This is a genomic window from Nonomuraea sp. NPDC059023 (assembly GCF_042740095.1).
Classification (GTDB): Bacteria; Actinomycetota; Actinomycetes; order Streptosporangiales; family Streptosporangiaceae; genus Nonomuraea.
On sequence record NZ_JBHYIO010000067.1, the window covers coordinates 1 to 17262 of the forward strand.

The 17262-nt window shown below is 73.9% G+C and carries 7 protein-coding genes and 1 pseudogene; 6 read left to right on the forward strand and 2 right to left on the reverse strand.

Annotated features, from left to right (window positions below; genetic code table 11):
* Both ACFWYW_RS55360 and ACFWYW_RS55365 read right to left on the reverse strand, forming a co-directional pair.
* Positions 1–257, reverse strand: a pseudogene (locus ACFWYW_RS55360) (cytochrome P450); the annotation flags it as partial.
* Positions 258–402: 145 nt separating this feature from the next.
* Complete coding sequence (locus ACFWYW_RS55365) at positions 403–795, reverse strand: hypothetical protein (RefSeq protein ID WP_379612732.1); 393 nt, start codon at positions 793–795, stop codon at positions 403–405.
* Positions 796–841: 46 nt separating this feature from the next.
* Here ACFWYW_RS55365 and ACFWYW_RS55370 point away from each other — a divergent pair, with 46 nt between their 5' ends.
* The 6 genes from ACFWYW_RS55370 to ACFWYW_RS55395 form a co-directional block, all read left to right on the forward strand.
* Positions 842–1825 (forward strand): linear amide C-N hydrolase, encoded by a 984-nt coding sequence (locus ACFWYW_RS55370; RefSeq protein WP_379612733.1) that lies wholly within the window; start codon positions 842–844, stop codon positions 1823–1825.
* Positions 1826–2725: 900 nt separating this feature from the next.
* On the forward strand, positions 2726–3955 hold the full coding sequence (locus ACFWYW_RS55375) for a thioesterase II family protein (protein WP_379612734.1): 1230 nt from the start codon (positions 2726–2728) through the stop codon (positions 3953–3955).
* A gap of 11 nt (positions 3956–3966) precedes the next feature.
* The gene (locus ACFWYW_RS55380; RefSeq protein ID WP_379612735.1) at positions 3967–9030 is read left to right on the forward strand and encodes an amino acid adenylation domain-containing protein; all 5064 of its coding nucleotides are present in this window, start codon (positions 3967–3969) and stop codon (positions 9028–9030) included.
* On the forward strand, positions 9027–14516 hold the full coding sequence (locus ACFWYW_RS55385) for an SDR family NAD(P)-dependent oxidoreductase (RefSeq protein WP_379612736.1): 5490 nt from the start codon (positions 9027–9029) through the stop codon (positions 14514–14516). Before ACFWYW_RS55380 ends, ACFWYW_RS55385 begins: the two co-directional genes overlap by 4 nt.
* 1 nt (position 14517) lies before the next feature.
* Complete coding sequence (locus ACFWYW_RS55390) at positions 14518–14709, forward strand: MbtH family protein (protein ID WP_379612737.1); 192 nt, start codon at positions 14518–14520, stop codon at positions 14707–14709.
* A 13-nt stretch (positions 14710–14722) separates the two neighbouring features.
* On the forward strand, positions 14723–17262 hold a 2540-nt coding region (locus ACFWYW_RS55395; protein WP_379641392.1), incomplete at its 3' end, for an amino acid adenylation domain-containing protein.

Consider the following 17262-nt stretch of genomic DNA (forward strand, 5'->3'; position numbering starts at 1 on the left):
GGAACCTCGATGTCGCCGAAGTCGATGGTCGGGTGATGGCGCATCAGCTCCTTGCGCGAGCTGAACCGCTGGTCCGCCAGCACCGACCGGACCAGCTCGTACCCGGTGACCACCCAGCCCTCGTGGCCGTCGGCGAAGGTGAACCGGCTGATCGGGCCGTGCTCGCGCGCCTCGACCAGCTCCTTGGGCGGATCGAAGGGGCAACCGGCCTGACGCGCCGTCGGCATGGCCTCAAGGGTGTGGAGGGATTCACTCATGGCAGCCACGATCGCCGACCGCCCTGACACCGGACCGTCGCCGTCCTGACATGACGGCTGATACGACACGTTTCACCGGATGGGCCCGTACCGCGGAAGCCCGGCGGGTGGGACACCTTCAGGCCCTGGTCGGCCGGTAGAGGTGTCACTGCTGAGCGGTCGCGGGACGCCGGTGCAGTTCCCTGATCGAGATGACGCTCAGCGTGAGCGGCAGCAGCCACAGCAGCGCCTTCACGGCGATCACCACGATCTGCTGCGACTCCCACGTCTCGCCCTTGAGCTGTGCTTCGACCTGCCCCCAGAGGCTTGAGGTCATCATGCCCGTGGCGTACGCGCCCGCCGCCAGCATCAGCGGCCAGCTCAGGCGGGCCGAGCGGAGGAGGGCCAGCGCGGCGATGATCAGCAGGACGCCCGCGACGTAGTCCTCCAGGATCGTGACCGGCGTCGTCCACCACGCCTGGATGCCTCGCCGAACGGTCTCAAGGCCGATGAACAGGACGCCGAGGACGGCGGCGGAGATAGCGGCGAAACGGGCCATGGGTCTCCCTCGTGACACGGCGGGTGCCGGTAGGCAGACTACAGACATGCGGACCCCTGCTCTCGCGGTGTTGTCGGCCCTGACCCTCGCGGCGGCGGGGGCGTGCGCGCCCGCCGAGGCGCCGCCGGCGCCCTCCGTGGCGGCGCGCCCCGGGATTCTCCGGCAGACGGAGGACGAGATCGCCCGCACGGCCGCGGGCCTGCGCCGGCTGGACGACATGCCGCTGTACGAGATGACCTTCCACGGCGGCTACGACGCCGAGGCGCCGCTCACCGAGGCGGAGCTGGCCAGGAACGGGGACGGCTGGGCGTGCTCGCTGTTCCACCGCCCCGGCCGGTTCGGCAGGAACTTCGACTGGGACCCCAATCCGGCCATGGTCGTCCACGCCGACCCGCCGGACGGTTACGCCTCGCTCTCCCTGGTCGACGTCTCCTATGTGTTCCCGCCGGCGGCCCGGCCGGATCTGAAGTCCGCCCAGGACCGGCGGCGGCTGGCGCACGCGGTGCTGATGCCCTTCGACGGCATGAACGAGAAGGGGCTCGCCGTCGGCCTGGCCCAGGCGCCCCACGCGGACCTGCCCGCCCGCACCCCGGGGCGCACCGTCGTGAGCGGCACGCGGATCATCCGGCTCATGCTGGACCGCGCCGCGACCGTGCCGGAGGCGATCGAGCTGATGCGCCGCTACGACCTGGACTTCAGCGGCGGCCCGCAGCTCCACTACCTGATCGCCGACCGGGCGGGCAGGTCCGTGGTCGTGGAGTTCGCCGAGGGGCGCATGAACGTCATCGACGAGCGCTACCTGACCAACATCACGATGACCGGCGCCGACCGGAACACCAAACTGGCCGACCGCCGCTACCGGTTGCTGTCCGAAGGCGACGGCACGGAGCCGATGCAGTTGCTCAAGCGGGTCGCCCAGACGCACACCCGGTGGTCGATCGTCTACGACCAGGAGAACCTCACCGCCAAGATCGTCACGGCGCAGCGGTGGGACCGCGTGCGCGATCTGCGCCTGTCCACGGGCGGTTAGGCCGTGCGCGGATTACGGCGCGGGCGTTAATCGGGCGAATGACAGACGGGCGTTCACGGATATCGCGGCTACGCCTGCGGCGGCATGGGGCCCAGAGTTTCGATTGACACATCTGGTAAAGCACCTTGCCAGAAATCCGGTAAATGGCGTCGTGGTTGACGAGCCATCGGAGAGAGCCGCGCGGCGCGCCCGTGCCGCCCAACTTCGCACGTCGGGCCGGAGTTTCGGGGTGACCAGAGCCCGGGTTAAGGTGATCAGACAATCGTCCTGACTGATATGTCGAGGTTTTTCGCGCCTCTTGACAGGACAGGCGACAAACGAGTCCGAACATGAGTCGACGACCCCGTTGAAGGCCGGCGATCCCGGGGCGACCGGGGTTCTTCCCACGCGGCCGCACAGAGGTTATTTCGCATGGCTGCCGAGGGGCGACGGAAGGCGGCACCGCACTTCGACAGGCCCCACCCGCCCCTCGCCGAGGCCGCGACGGGCGCCCCCGGCGAGCGGAAGATCCCCCATGGCCCTGGGACAGGTTTCGGTTGCCCGAATCCTATTTACGGACACGCATATCATCGCATGACCGGTGATGCAAGGGGCTCTTGTGCTGAATTCCCGCGACCCCGGCCGGTGCCCGCTAATCAAGCCGTTGACTCCACCCGGCAAACATCGATATAAGAGTGAATGTCGTGAACGGCGTGACATCACACGCTAAGTCGTGACACTTGTACAGCTCTCTATTTCGAGGTTGTTTCGAGGCAATTGTCGAGGAGCGCCGTAACATGGCGGTTGACGACCTCTCTATTCAGCGACGAATCCACCACTCGCCGCACACGGTGACTCCCCGCAGGGGGGTGCTGGGCGATCAGTGACCAGTTAGCCGCGTCGGCGCAGAATCCCCACCCCATGGATCTCCGCTCCGCCAGCACGATGATCTGCCTCCCGTACGCCGGAGGCGGCGCCAGCGCCTACACCGGACTCGTGCGCGAGCTCGCCGGACTCGCCGATCTCACCGTCGTCCCCGTCCAGCTTCCCGGCCGGGAGAACCGCATCGTCGAACCGCCGGCCTTCACGATCGCCGAGATCGCCGACGAGGTGGCGCCCGCCACGGCCGGGCCGTACGCGCTGTACGGCCACAGCATGGGCGCCCGCCTGGCCTTCGAGGTGGTGCGCGAGCTGCGCAGGCGCGGCCTGCGCCGGCCGTCGCGGCTCTACGTCGGCGGCGCGCACCCACCGGACCGCCGGGTACCGCTGGCCGCCGCCGTGGACCTGCCCGACGACGCCTTCATCGACCAGCTCGTCCGCAGGGCGGGCGCGCTCCTGGAGCTCAAGCACCTGCCGGAGCTGCGCGAGCTGCTGATGCCGGTGCTGCGCTCCGACTTCACCTGGATCAAGAACTACTCCTACGCGCCCGAGCCGCCGATCGACTGCCCCATCGTGGCCTTCACCGGGCTGGACGACGGCGAGGTCGGGGCGGCGGAGATGCTCGGCTGGGCCCGGCACACCACCGCCGGGTTCCGCCTGCGCACGCTGCGCGGCGGCCACCTGTTCGTCCAGGACCGCCCCGCCGAGCTGGCCGCGCTCATCGCCGCCGACCTCACGGGCGAGCCCGCCCCGCCGGAGCCGGACGAGCTTCAGCTCTGGCTCGGCCGTCCCGCCGGCCACACCGCGCTGACGCGCGGGTACGCCGGCCGCGCCACGTTCGGCACGAGCCACACCGGCGAGCTGACCTTGGTGGCCGCGGTCGCCGCGCACCAGCCCGGGGTCGGGGTGGCCGTCCTGCGTGCGCCGGATCTCGGCGGCGACCTGTCCGAGCTGAGCGGGGACGAGCTCGAGCAGATCGAGGACGCCGCCGAGGAGGACCGGCGCTGGCTGGCGCTGCGTGCCGTCACCGCGAAACGGGCGCTGATGGCCGCCGACGGCCAGGGAGCCGACCCCGCGGCGGCCGGCTTCCCCGACCTCACCGATCCCGGTCCCTGGCAGGCCCAGTGCGATCCGGGACTGGAACGGCTGACCCGCTGGCAGGTCCTCCACCTGCCCCTGCACACCTCTCGGGGAGAAGCGCTGGGCGCGGTCGCCGTGCCGCACGACACGGTGCGGCTGAGCTTGGACATTACTGCTGAAAAGCCAAGGTAACGGGGGACAGAGTGACCGACAGGGCGCTTCTTCACGACCTCGTCCTGGCGCAGGCCGGGCGTACTCCCGACGCGACGGCCGTGCGGCAGGGTGACCGCGAGCTGACCTACCGCGAGCTGGTGTCCGCGGCGGCGGCGCTGGCGCACCGGCTGCGCGAGCTCGGGGCCGGGCCCGAGGTGCGGATCGGCATCTGCCATCGCCGTACTCCCGGCCTGCTGGTCTGCGTGCTCGGCGTCCTCATGTCCGGCGGCGCGTACGTACCTCTGGATCCTTCGCACCCGCGCCGGCGCCTGTCCGGGATCGTCGAGGACGCGGGGATCACCACGGTCGTCGCGGACGAGACGGGCGCCGAACTGCTGGCCGGGCTCCCCGTCCGGCTGGAGGCGGTGCCCCCGCCGGGCGACGGCGAGCCGCCCGCGCGGGTCACGCCGTCGGGCGCGGCGGCCTACGTGCTCTACACCTCGGGCTCCACCGGACGGCCCAAGGGCGTGGTGGTGAGCCATGACTCGGCGGTGACCTTCGTGCGGATGGCGGGCGAGGTGTTCGGGCTCGACGCCGGGTGCCGGTCGATCGGATTCGCCGCGCTCGGGTTCGACGTGTCGGTGCTCGACGTCTTCGCCCCGCTGGCGCGCGGCGGGTCGGTGATGTTCATCCCGGAGGAGGACCGGGTCGATCCGGTACGGCTCCAGCGCTTCCTCGAACGTCACCAGGTGACCTGGGGCACCATCCCGCCCGCCCTGCTCCCGCTGCTGGACCCGGACCGGCTGCCCTGGTTACGCGACCTGCTCACCGCGGGCGAACCGGCCGGCCCCGAGCAGGTGGCCCGCTGGTCGACGGGCGGGCGGCGCTTCTTCAACTGGTACGGCCCCACCGAGACCACGGTGTGCGTGGTCGGCACCGAACTGGGCGGCGTCTGGGACAGGCCCCTGCCGATCGGGTACGCGCTGCCCGGCTGCCGGGCGTACATCCTCGACGACCTGCTCCGGCCCTGCCCGCCCGGCACGCCGGGCGAGCTGTGCATCGGCGGCCCGCAACTGGCCCGCGGCTACCTGGACCGGCCGGGCTTGTCGGCCGAGCGGTTCGTGCCCGACCCGGAAGGTGAGCCGGGGGCACGCATGTACCGCACCGGCGACCAGGTCGTGCTGGAGGACGACGGCCGCATCGGCTTCATCGGCCGGCTGGACCGGCAGGTGAAGGTCCAGGGGCAGCGCGTCGAGATCGGCGAGATCGAGGCGGTGCTGCGCGCCCATCCCGGCGTACGGCAGGCGGTGGCGGACGTGGCGACCGGCCCGGCGGGGCTGAAGGAGCTGACCGCCTACCTGGCGCCGGAGGACGCGCCGGGCATCGAGGACGTCCGGGCCCACTGCCTGGAGAGCATGCCCGCGTACATGGCGCCCACCAGGGTGGTACGGCTGGCCGTACTGCCGCTGACGGTCGCCGGGAAGATCGACATGGCGACCCTGCGCGCGACGGCGACCGACGCCCCGCGCGCCACCGGGCAGGTGCGGACCGCGGCGAGCGTGACCGAGCGCGGTGTCGCGGCGGCCTGGGCCGAGGCGTTCGGGACCGGGGAGCCGGGGCCGGACGACGACTTCATCGCCTCCGGCGGGCACTCCCTGGTGGCGATGCGCCTGACCGCGCTGCTGCGTACCGGGCTCGGCAAGGAGATCGAGGTCAGCGACGTGCTCGCGGGCCGTACCGTGACCGGGATCGCCCGTCTGGCCGAGCTCGCCCCGCCGGTGCGCGACGAGCCGCTCGCCGCGGCGCCGGCCGCGCTGTCGGCGGTGCAGCGGCGGATGTGGTTCGTGGAACGGCTGGCGCCCGGCACGCCCGCGCACAACATCGCGATGGCGCAGCGCCTGTCCGGACCGCTGGACATCGACGCCCTGCGCGCCGCCCTGGCGGTGGTGGCCGAGCGGCACGAGGTGCTGAGATGGCGCGTGCCGCAGTCGGACGGTGTTCCCGCCGTCGCCGTGTCGCCGCCCGGCCCGGTGCCGCTGCCGGTGGAGGACGTCACGCAAGCGCGGGTGACCGAACGTCTTGAGGCCGAGGCCCGCCTCACCTTCGACATGGCGGCGGGGCCGCTGTGGCGGGCCCGGCTGCTGCGCCTGTCCGACCGGGAACACGTGCTGGCCGTGACGGCGCATCACCTGGTCTTCGACGGCTGGTCGCAGCAGGTGCTCTACGACGACCTCAGCCGCGCCTACCGCCGCGAGTCGCCGGCGCCGCTGCGCACGTCGTTCGGCGGGTACGTGGCCTACCTCGGCGGGCGCGACCAGGAGGCGGGCCTGGAGTGGTGGCGGGACCATCTGGAGGGCGCGCCCAGCGTGCTCGACCTGCCCCGCGACCATCCGCGCCCGGCGGTGCAGACGTTCGAGGGCGCGGGGGCCGGCGCCGAGGCCGACGCCGCCGTCAGCGCCGGGGTCCGCTCGCTGGCCGCCGGTCTGGGCAGCACGCCGTACGCGGTGATGCTGGCCGCGTTCGCGCAGGTCCTGCGGCGCCTCACCGGCCGGCACGACCTGATCGTCGGCGCGCCCGTCGCCGACCGGCGCGATCCGGCCTTCCACCCGCTGACCGGCTGCTTGGTCCAGGTTCTCCCGGTACGGCTGCGCGTCGCCGACGCCGACTCCTTCGAGACGCACGTGCGGCGCTGCCAGGAGACGCTGTCCGGCGCGCTCGCCCACCTTGACGTGCACCTGGAGCGGCTGGTCGACCGGCTCGGCCCCGGCCGCGACCTGTCCAGGAACCCGCTGGTCCAGGTGCTGTTCAACATGTACGACTTCACCGAGCCGCGGCTGGAGCTGCCCGACGTCACGGCCGTCCCGCTGCCGCCCGGTCTGCCGGGCGCGCTGTTCGACCTGACCCTGTACGTCGGGGAACGCGACGGACGGTACGTGCTGCAGGCCGTGTACAACCCCCGGCTGTTCCGGGCGGAGCGGATCGAGGAACTGCTCCGGGGCTACCTCCGCATCCTCGGCGACCTCGTCACCGCTCCCGGGCGGCCGGTCCGGCAGGCGTCGCTCCGCCCCGCGCACCCGCCCGTCGGCCACACGAGCCTGCCGGACGGCACCACCCCGCTCCCCGCCTGGGACGGACCCGGGGTGGTGGAACGCGTCCTCGCCTGGGCGGACGTCACGCACGTAAGGGACGCTCCCGCACAGGGGGACGAGGAGCACGTAGGGGACACTCCCGGACGGGCGGACGGCGAGCGGGTGGCGGTCGCCGGGGAGGACGGCGAGCTGACCTATGCCGCCCTGGCCCGCCTCGCGAGGTCGACCGGCGGGGCCGTGTCCGCGGCCGTTCGTCCGGGCGACACGGTGGCGATCCTGGCCGCCCGCGCGGGCGCGCTGCCCGCCCTGATGCTCGGCGTCCTGGGCGCCGGAGCCCGCTGGGCGGTGCTCGACTCCGCCCTGCCACCGGCCCGCCTCGCGGCCCAGGCCCGTGCGGCGGGAGCCCGCGCGCTGATCGCCTGCCCCGGCGTCCCCGTGCCTCCCGACCTGGCCTGGCTTCCCGACCTGACCGGCCCGACCGACCTGACCGGCCCGACCGACCTGACCGGCCCGACCGGCCCGACCGGCCCGACCGACGTGACCGGCCTGACCGAACGTGCCGGACCGGCCGAACGTGCGGGACCGGCCGGGCCCGTGCCGTCGTTCCCCGTGCCGTTCGAGCAGCGTGGCTACCTGTCGTTCACCTCCGGCACCACCGGCGAGCCCAAGCCGGTGCGGGCCACCGAACGCCCGCTGGCCCGCTTTCTGTCCTGGTACGCGGCCGAGTACGCGCTGACCTCGGCCGACCGGTTCGCGTTGCTGGCCGGGCTGGCGCACGACCCGCTGCTCCGGGACGCCTGGACGCCGCTCACCCTGGGGGCGACGCTGCACGTGCCCGCCCAGGACCGGGTGCGCGACCCGGCCCGGCTGGCGGCCTGGCTGCGTGAGCGGGCCGTCACAGTGGCGCACCTGACCCCGCAGCTCGCCACCCTGATCGCCGCGGCCGGGGTGGAGCTGCCCGACCTGCGGCTGGTGCTGTTCGGCGGAGACCGGCTGACCTACGCGGAGGTGGCCAGGTTCGCGGCGGTGGCGCCGAAGGCCCGCCTGGTCAACACCTACGGCACGACCGAGACGCCCCAGGCGCAGGCGGTCCACGAGATCACCGGCCACCTGGGCGGCACCGGCGATCAGGTACCGGTCGGCCGCGGCGTGGACGGGGCGGAGCTGATCGTGCTGGACGCCGGCGGGGCCCCGGCCGCCGTGGGGGAACTGGGCGAGGTGGTGGTCAGGAGCCGCCGGCTGGCGCAGGCGTACCTGGACGAGGAGCTCACGCGGCTGCGCTTCAGCCATGAGCCGGACGGCGAGACGGCCCGCTACCGGACCGGCGACCTGGGCCGCCATGACCCGGAAGGCCGGGTGGTGCTGGCCGGGCGGGCCGACGGGCAGGTGAAGATCCGCGGGTACCGGGTCGAGCTCGGCGAGATCGAGGCCGTGCTGGCCGCCCATCCCGGTGTCCGGGCGGCCGCCGCGAGGGTGGCCGAGCAGCCCGGGGGGCCGGTGCCGCACGCCTACGCGGTGCCGGCGAGCGCGGCCGTACAGGCCGGTGAGCTGCAGCGGCATCTCGCGGCGAGTCTGCCCGACTACGCGCTCCCGGCCGAGCTGGTGCTCCTGCCGGTGTTGCCGCTGACGCCGAACGGAAAGGTCGACCGGGCCGCCCTGCCCGCCCCTCCCCCGAGGGCCGCGGCCGGGCCCGGCCAGGAGCCCGCCTCCGCGACCGAGCGCCTGGTCGCCGGCATCTGGCGGGAGGTCCTCGGCCAGCCGCGGATCTCCGCCGACGCGAACTTCTTCGAGATCGGCGGGCACTCGCTCGCCACCGCTCAGGTTCAGGCCCGCCTCACCGCCTCACTCGGGCGCGAGGTGCCGATCGTGGACCTGTTCCGCTTCCCGACCGTACGGACGCTCGCGGCACACCTCGACGGCGAGCGCCGCGCCGCGGGAACGGAGCGCGCCGCCATGCGGGTCGCGGCGCGCCGGGCACGACCCTCAACTCGGCCTTACCGGGCCAGACGGGAGAGTAACGAATGACCGCTGCGCACAACCACGAGGAAGAGGGGCTCGGTGTCGAGCCGATCGCGGTCGTCGGCCTGGCCTGCCGTCTGCCCGGCGCCGAGGACGTGCCCGCCTACTGGCGCAACCTGGTCGGGGGCGTCGAGTCGGTGCGCTTCTACACGCGTGAGGAGCAGGAGGCGCTCGGCGTACCGGACTATCTGCTGGACGATCCGACGTTCGTGGCGGCGTCCTCGATCGCGGACGACTACCGGTCCCTGGACGCCGCCCTCTTCGGCATGTCCCCGCGCGAGGCGGAGCTGCGCGACCCGCAGCAGCGGATGTTCCTGGAGCTGGCCAGCACCGCGCTGGACGACGCCGGCTACGACCCCGCCCGCTATCACGGCGAGATCGGGGTCTACGGGGCGATCGGCTCGGACGAGTATCAATGGCTGTACATCCGGCCGAACAAGAAGGTGTTCGCCTCGGTCGGCAACCTCGCCGTCTACACCGGCAACCACCCCGACTACCTGGCCACGCTGGTGTCGTACAAGCTCGACCTGCGCGGCCCCAGCCTCACCCTGCACACCGCCTGCTCCTCCTCGCTCGTCGCCCTGCACGTGGCCTGCGAGGCGCTGCGTACCGGCGAGTGCGACATGGCGCTCACCGGCGGCGCCTCCCTGGAGATGCCCGCCGAGTGGGGGTACCAGTTCCACCAGGACGGCATCTACGCCCCCGACGGGCACTGCCGCGCCTTCGACGCCTCCGCGGCGGGCACGATCTGGGGCGGTGGCGGCGGCATGGCCGTGCTGAAGCGGCTGTCGGACGCCGTCGCCGACGGCGACCACATCCGCGCCGTGGTGATCGGCAACGCGATCAACAACGACGGCGCCACCAAGATGGGCTTCTCCGCGCCGAGCGCCGAGGGCCAGGCGGCCGCGGTCTCGCAGGCGCTGGGCGTCGCCCAGATCGACCCGCGCACCGTCACCTATGTCGAGGCGCATGGCACCGGCACCTCGCTGGGCGACCCGATCGAGGTGGGAGCGCTCTCCAGCGTGCTCGGCGCCGGCACCGACGAGGCCGGCTGGTGCGGCATCGGCTCGGTCAAGACCAACATCGGCCACCTCGGCCCCGCCGCCGGCATCGCGGGCTTCATCAAGACCGTGCTCGCGCTGGAGCACGGCATGATCCCGCCGAGCCTCAACTACGACCAGCCGAACCCGCGCATCGACTTCGGCACCAACCCCTTCCACGTCGTCTCGACGCTGACCAAGTGGGAGACGAACGGCTTCCCGCGCCGCGCGGGCGTCAGCTCGTTCGGCATCGGCGGCACCAACGCGCACGTGCTGGTCGAGCAGGCGCCGCCCGCGCCGCTGCCCACCGCCCAGCCGCGCCCCGCCCACCTGCTGCTGCTGTCGGCCCGGACCCCGGCCGCGCTGGACGCCGCCGTGACCAGGCTGGCCGGCCACCTCAAGGGCAGCGAGAGCGACCTGGCCGACGTGGCCCACACGCTGCGGACGGGCCGGCGGCGGTACGCGCACCGGGCCGCCGTGGTGGCCTCCGACACCGCCGACGCGATCACGGCGCTGACCACCCCGCGCCGCGTGGTCAAGGGCAAGGCGGGCACGCCCAAAGTGGCGTGGCTGTTCTCCGGCCAGGGCGCGCAGTACGCGGGCATGGGCGCCGGGCTGTACGCCACCCAGCCGGTCTTCGCCGCCGCGGTCGACGAGTGCGCCACGATCCTGCGCGACGAGCTGGGACTGGACCTGCGCACGCTGCTCTTCCCCGCCGAGGACGAGAAGGAGGCCGCCGACGAGCGGCTGCGGCAGACGGGCCTCACCCAGCCCGCGCTGTTCACGGTGGAGTGGGCGCTGGCCGCTCTGTGGCGCTCGTGGGGCGTGGAGCCGGCCGCGATGATCGGGCACAGCATCGGCGAGTACGTGGCCGCGACCGTCGCGGGCGTCTTCTCCCTGCCCGACGCGCTGCGCCTGGTGGCCGCGCGTGGCCGGCTCATGCAGAGCATGCCGCCGGGCGCGATGCTGGCCGTGCGCCGCGACCAGGAAGAGGTACGCGGGGACCTGCCCGACGGCCTGTCGATCGCCACCGTCAACGGCCCGGGAACGTGCGTCGTCGCCGGACCCGGCGAGCTGATCGCCGCCTACGCCGCCCGGCTGGAGGAGAGCGGCGTCCAGCACACCGCGCTGCGCACCTCGCACGCCTTCCACTCGGCGATGATGGACCCGATACTCGGCGACTTCCACGAGGCCGTCGCCGCCGCGGCCCGGCACGCGCCCGGCCTGCCGTTCCTGTCGAACGTCACCGGCACCTGGATCACCGCCGAGCAGGCCACGGACCCCGGCTACTGGACGCGCCACCTGCGCGAGGCGGTCCGGTTCGGCGACTGCGTGGCGACGCTCGTCGCCGAGGGCGAGTGGCGGCTGGTGGAGTGCGGTCCGGGACGCCAGCTCGCCGGCCTGGCCAGGACCCAGCTGCCCAAGTCCGCGCCGCAGCCGCTGGCCAGCCTCCCCGGCCCCGCCGACGCCCGGCCCGACCTGGAGATCGTCTACGCCGCGGCCGGGGCCCTCTGGACCGCGGGCGTCCCGCTGGACACCGACGCCCTGGCCGAGCCCGCCCGCCGCGTCCCGCTTCCCGCCTACCCGTACGAGCGCGCCGAGCACTGGGTACGCACCGCGTTCGACCCGGAGCTCGTCTTCACCCGGCCGCCGCGGGCGGGCGCGCTGCCGCTGGAGGAGTGGTTCTCGGCGCCGGCCTGGCGCCAGGCGCCGCTCGCCCCCGCCGGGACCGCCGCACTGACCGGCCTGCGCTGCCTGGTCTTCGCCGGCCCTGCCGCCGAGCCGTTGCTGGAGGGGCTGCGCGCGGCCGGGGTCAAGGCCGTCCGGGTGGTTCCCGGCAGCGCGTACGGCGCCGCCCCCGACGGCACCATCACCATCCGCCCCGCCGAACGCGACGACTACGAGGCGTTGCTCACCGAGACCGGAGTCCCGGCCCGCGTCATCCACGCCTGGGCGCTGGACGGCGACCCCGCGACCACGGCGGCGCGGGCCACCGCCGCGCAGGACCTCGGCTTCCACAGCCTGCTCGCCCTCGTGCAGGCGCTGGCCGGCGCCGAGCGCGAGGCGGGGGTGCGGCTCGACATCCTGACCGCCGCCACGCAGGGCGTCACCGGCCAGGACGTCCACCGGCCCGAGCACGCCACCGTCGCCGGCCTCACCGGCGTCGTCCCGCTGGAGGCCCGCTGGCTGACGGCTCGTCATCTCGACCTGGAGGCGGGGCCGTACGACGTGGGGAAGGTGCTGGCGGAGCTGGCCGCCGAACCCGCGGAGCCGGAGGAGGGCGTGCCGCCGTCCCCCGTCGCGCTGCGGGCCGGCCGCCGCTGGGTGCGCGGTTTCGAGCCGGTGCCGCTACCCCCGCAGGACGACCCGCTGCGCTCGCGCGGCGTGTACGTCATCACCGGCGGGCTCGGCGGCATCGGCCTCACGCTGGCCGAGGACCTGGCCCGGCGCGTCCAGGCCAAGCTGGTCCTGCTCGGCCGTTCCGGGCTGCCGCCCCGTGCGGAGTGGGACACGCTCGACGGCGCCCCCGAGCGCGTACGGCGGGCCGTCGCCGCGGTGCGGCGCATGGAGCGGGCGGGCGCCGAGGTGATCGTGACGGCCGCCGACGTGACCGACCCCGAGGCGCTGCGCCGGGTCAAGGACGAGGCGCTCGCCAGGTTCGGCCGCGTCGACGGCATCGTGCACGCGGCCGGCCTCCCCGGCGGCGGCATGGCCGAGGTCAAGGAGCGCAAGGCCGCCGACGACGTCATGGCGCCCAAGATCGCCGGGACGCTGGCGCTGCGCGAGGTGTTCGGCGACCTGCCGCTCGACTTCGTGCTGCTCTGCTCGTCGGTGACCGCGGTCGCGGGCGGGTTCGGCCAGGTCGACTACTGCGCGGCCAACAACTTCATGGACGCCTACGCGCACGTCTGGCCCGGCCGGGTCCTGTCGGTGAACTGGGGGGCCTGGCTGGAGGTCGGCATGGCCGCCGAGGTCGCCGCCCCGGTGGCCTTCCGCGCCCTGCAGCGCGGCGACCGGGTGACCCGGCTGGAGCACCCCGTGCTCAGCCACCGGCACGAGAGCGCCGGCCGCCAGCCCTGGTACGCCGCGACCCTGTCGCCCGAGACCCACTGGCTCCTGGACGAGCACCGGGTGGCGGGCGTGCCGGTGATGCCCGGCACCGGCTACCTGGAGAGCGCCCGCGCCGCGTTCGAGGCGGCCGTCCCGCCCCCTGGCCCCGGGCACGCGATCGAGCTGCGCGACGTCGCCTTCATCGCGCCGCTGCCGGTCGCCGAGGGGTCCAGCGCCGAGCTGCGGGTGCTGCTCACCCCCACCGGCGACGGCATGGACTTCGAGGTGGTGAGCATCGCCGGCGGCGAGCCGGTCCCGCACGCCCGAGGCTCGGCGGCCTGGGTGGCGGCCGGGGAGTCCGCCGGGGACCTGGCCGAGGTACGGTCCCGCTGCACCCACGGCTCCGACGAGGCCAACCCGTTCGCCTCGGCCTCCGGGCTGGTCACGTTCGGCTCGCGATGGACCAGCCTGCGCACCGTACGGCTGGGCCGGAACGAGCAGCTCGCCCACCTGGTGGCCGGTCCCGATGTCACCGCCGAGCTGGCCGCCCTGCCGCTGCACCCGGCGCTGCTGGACGAGGCGACCGCGTTCATCTCCGTCTCCGGCGAGCACAGCTACCTGCCGCTCGGCTACGGCCGCATCACCGTGCACGCCCCGCTGCCCGCCACGCTGTGGAGCCACGCCCGGCTGCGTGACACCGGCGGCGGCGAGGTGCTCGCCGCCGATCTCACCCTGTACGGCGAGGCCGGCGAGCCGGTGGTGAGCATCTCCGACTTCGTGCTCAGGCGCGTCGACCCGCAGGCGGTCTCCCGCTCCATCGGCGAGGACGCGCGGCAGGCGGCCGGGGACGTCACGGTGAAGGAGGAGTCCGCGACCGCGGGCGTCGCCCTGGACCTCGACGGCGCCAAGCGCGGCATCCCGCCGGCGGACGGCGCCGAGGCCTTCCGCCGCCTGCTCGCCACCGACCTGGGCGTCCAGGTCGTGGTCAACGCCACCGCGCTGCCCGAGTTCGTGGCCGGGGTACGCGAGCTGACCCAGGACACCGTGGCCGACGAGCTGGCCGCGGCCTCCGCCGCCGGCGAGGCCGGCCTGGACGCCGACGATCACGTCGCCCCGCGCAACGAGCTGGAGAGCGTGCTCGCCGGGCTGTGGGGCGAGGTGCTCGGCGCCCGCCGCGTCAGCGTCGAGCAGGACTTCTTCGAGCTGGGCGGCAACTCGCTGGTGGCGGTCCAGCTCATCGCCCTCATCAGGAAGAAGATCGGCGTCCGGCTGCCCATGCGCAGCCTCTTCCAGGTGCCCACCGTGGCCGGCATGGCCGGGCTCGTGGAGGAACTGCGCGGCCAGGGCGAGGAGAAGAAGACACCGGCGATCACCCGGCTCCCCCGAGTGGAAAGGCACTGACATGCGCGACGGCCAGTACAAGGTCGTGGTCAACGACGAGGAGCAGTACTCCATCTGGTTCGCCGAGCGGCCCCTGCCGGGCGGCTGGCGGGAGGCCGGTTTCGAAGGGGAGAAGCAGAGCTGCCTCGACCACATCGAGCAGGTCTGGACGGACATGCGCCCGCGCAGCCTGCGCGAGGCCATGGGGCAGTAGAGGAGCGGCCCAGGTGACCGGCACGTACGTTTTCCCCGCCTCGTTCGCCCAGGAACGGTTGTGGTTCCTGGCCCAGCTCGATCCCGGCGCGCCCACGTACCACATCAACGCCATGATGAAGCTGCCCGAGCGGACCGACCCGGACCGCTGCGAGCGGATCCTGGGCGAGCTGGTCCAGCGGCACGAGGCGCTGCGCACCGCCCTGGCGATCGAGGACGGGAGCCTCGTCCAGATCGTCCAGGTCGACATGCCGGTCACTCTGCCCCGTACCGATCTGCGCGAGCTGCCGCCGGAGGAGGCCGAGCGGGAGTTCGGGGCGCTGGCGGTGGCGACGGCGCGGCAGCCGTTCGCGCTGGATCGGGCGCCGTTGTGGCGCTCGCACCTGGTGCTGATGCCGGGCGGGGAGCAACGGCTGATCTCCGTGTTCCACCACGCCGTGTTCGACGCCCGCTCGGGAACCATCCTCGGCGAGGAGATCCGGGAGCTGTACGCGGCCCTCGACGAGGGCCGCCCGGCGCGGCTGCGTGACCTGCCCATCCAGTACGCCGACTACGCCGCCTGGCAGCGTGAGCACCTCGGCCAGGGGGTGCTCGCCGCCCAGCTCGGTCACTGGCGGGACCGGCTGGCCGGGCTGCCCGCCGATCTCGGGCTGCCGGCCGACCGGCCCAGGCCGCCCGTGCGCGGGCACGCCGGGGCAGAGCACCACCTGGTGCTGCCCGCCGCCCTGGTGGACGAGCTCGAAGCGCTGGCCATGCGGCGCGGCGCGACCCTGTTCATGGTGCTGCTGGCCGCGCTGAAGGCCCTGCTCTCCCGGTACGCCGGCCAGGAGGACGTGGCGGTGGGCACGCCGGTGGTCGGGCGCGACCTGCCGGAGTTCGAGCCGGTGCTCGGCGTGTTCATCAACACCCTGGTGCTGCGCAGCGACCTGAGCGGGGACCCGTCGTTCGGCGCGCTGCTGGACCGGGTGCGCGAGACCGTCCTGGACGCGCTGGACCACGCCGAGGTGCCGTTCGACCGGCTGGTCGAGGCGCTCCAGCCGGTCCGCGACACCAGCCGCACACCGCTCTACCAGGTGGGCTTCAACCTGCTGCCGATGAGCGCGCGCGGGCAGTTCCCCAACGGCACCGCCCAGCTGGACCTGAACCTGGACATCGTCAGGACGGCCGGCGGCGCCGGCGTCTACTTCGAGTACAGCACCGACCTGTTCGACGCCGGCACGATCGAGCGCCTGGCCGGCGCCTACCGGCTGATCCTCGAGGCGGCCGCCGCCGACCCCGGTACGCGGCTGTCGGAGCTGCCGCTGATGACGCCGGCCCAGCGGACGGAGCTGCTGACCGGGTGGAACGACACCGCCGCGCCGTACCCGGACAAGACCCTGCACGAGCTCGTCGGCGAGCAGGCGGCACGTACGCCCGGCGCGGTGGCGGTGCGCGCGCCGGACGGCGAGGAGCTCACCTACGCCGAGCTCGCCGCCCGCACGGAGGCACTGGCCGGGCGGCTGGTCGCCGAAGGTGTGCGGGCCGAGTCGCGGGTGGCGCTGTGCCTGCCGCGTGGCGTGCCGCAGATCGTCGCGCTGCTGGCAGTGCTGCGGGCGGGCGCGTGTTACGTGCCGCTGGACGCGGCCTACCCGGCGGAGCGGCTGGCGTACCTGCTGGCCGACTCCGGCGCCGCCCTGCTGCTCACGGACTCCGCCCACCTCGACCGGCTGCCGGCGGAGCGTCCCCCGGAGCTGCTGCTCGACCAGGTCTCAGGGAGCGCCGGGCCGCTGCCGGCGGTGCGGCCGGACTCTCTGGCGTACACCATCTACACCTCCGGCTCCACCGGCCGCCCCAAAGGCGTGCAGGTGCCGCATCGCGGCGTGGTCAACCTGGTCACCGACGTGATCCGGCGGCTGGGCGGGGGCAGCGCGCTGTACATGACCTCGCTCTCGTTCGACATCGCGGCGCTGGAGATCTTCACGCCGCTGCTGTCCGGCGGGACGCTCGTGATCGCTCCCGAGGACGCCGCCCGCACGCCCAAGGAACTGCGCCGGGCCGCCGAGGACGCGGACCTGGTCCAGCTCACGCCGTCGGTGGCGAGCGTGGCGGTGGAGCAGCTGCCGTCCGGGCTGCCCCGCGTGATCCTCGGCGGCGAGCCGCTGCCCCTCGACCTGGCGGCCCGCCTGCTCACGGTCACCGACGAGCTGTGGAACTTCTACGGGCCCACGGAGACGACGATCTGGTCGACGGCGTACCGGGTGCCGCACTCCCCCGCCACGATGCTCATCGGCGCCCCGGTGGCGAACACGACCGCGTACGTGGTCGACCGCGACCTGCGTCCGGTCCCGGTGGGCGTGCCGGGCGAGCTGCTGCTGGGCGGCGCCGGGGTGACCCGGGGCTATCACGGCCGGGCCGCGCTGACCGCAGAGCGCTTCGTCCCGGACCCCTTCGGGGCGCCGGGCGGCCGTCTCTACCGCACGGGCGACCTGGCCCGCTGGTGCCCCGACGGCACCCTCGAATGCCTCGGCCGTCTCGACGATCAGGTCAAGGTCCGCGGTGTGCGGATCGAGCTCGA

What these genes read in the sequence shown, in the direction of transcription:
- ACFWYW_RS55390 (WP_379612737.1), top strand. Translation starts at nt 14,518, where the DNA reads ATGCGCGACGGCCAGTACAAGGTCGTGGTCAACGACGAGGAGCAGTAC.
- ACFWYW_RS55370 (WP_379612733.1), top strand. Translation starts at nt 842, where the DNA reads ATGCGGACCCCTGCTCTCGCGGTGTTGTCGGCCCTGACCCTCGCGGCG.
- ACFWYW_RS55365 (WP_379612732.1), bottom strand. Translation starts at nt 795, where the DNA reads ATGGCCCGTTTCGCCGCTATCTCCGCCGCCGTCCTCGGCGTCCTGTTC.
- ACFWYW_RS55385 (WP_379612736.1), top strand. Translation starts at nt 9,027, where the DNA reads ATGACCGCTGCGCACAACCACGAGGAAGAGGGGCTCGGTGTCGAGCCG.
- ACFWYW_RS55375 (WP_379612734.1), top strand. Translation starts at nt 2,726, where the DNA reads ATGGATCTCCGCTCCGCCAGCACGATGATCTGCCTCCCGTACGCCGGA.